1 protein-coding gene is annotated in these 331 nt (G+C 56.8%); it reads left to right on the forward strand.

The window, feature by feature from the left end:
• Window positions 1-331: hypothetical protein (locus ACWGTI_RS32835; RefSeq protein WP_454590702.1), on the forward strand; the 331-nt coding region annotated here is incomplete at both ends.

The following is a 331-nucleotide window of genomic DNA, read 5'->3' on the forward strand; positions in this document are numbered from 1 at the left end:
TGGCTGCGCCAGGAAAATCGGCAGCCCATTTTCGGCCGGCTTAACCCCGATTCACCTAGGCATGCTTCTTTTGTAGCCGATGTGCAGGACTATCTGAAGGCTGGTGGCCGCTCTGCTGTTGTTACGTACCTGAATAAGGTTGCGCCAGGGAGCCTACCTGGGAAGCTCCCTGCCGAAGACGTGGATCTTTTGGCAAGGTTCCGGCTCGACGCCGAGCAGCGCAACATCGCCACCAAAGCGACCGTCAACAACATCCTTTCCGGATTTAGGCAGTTTGCGCTGTGGCTCCAGGACAACAACAAGGGGTCTTTGGCTTCTCAGTTGCAAGGCG

This window comes from Mesorhizobium sp. ArgA1, from assembly GCF_053714375.1.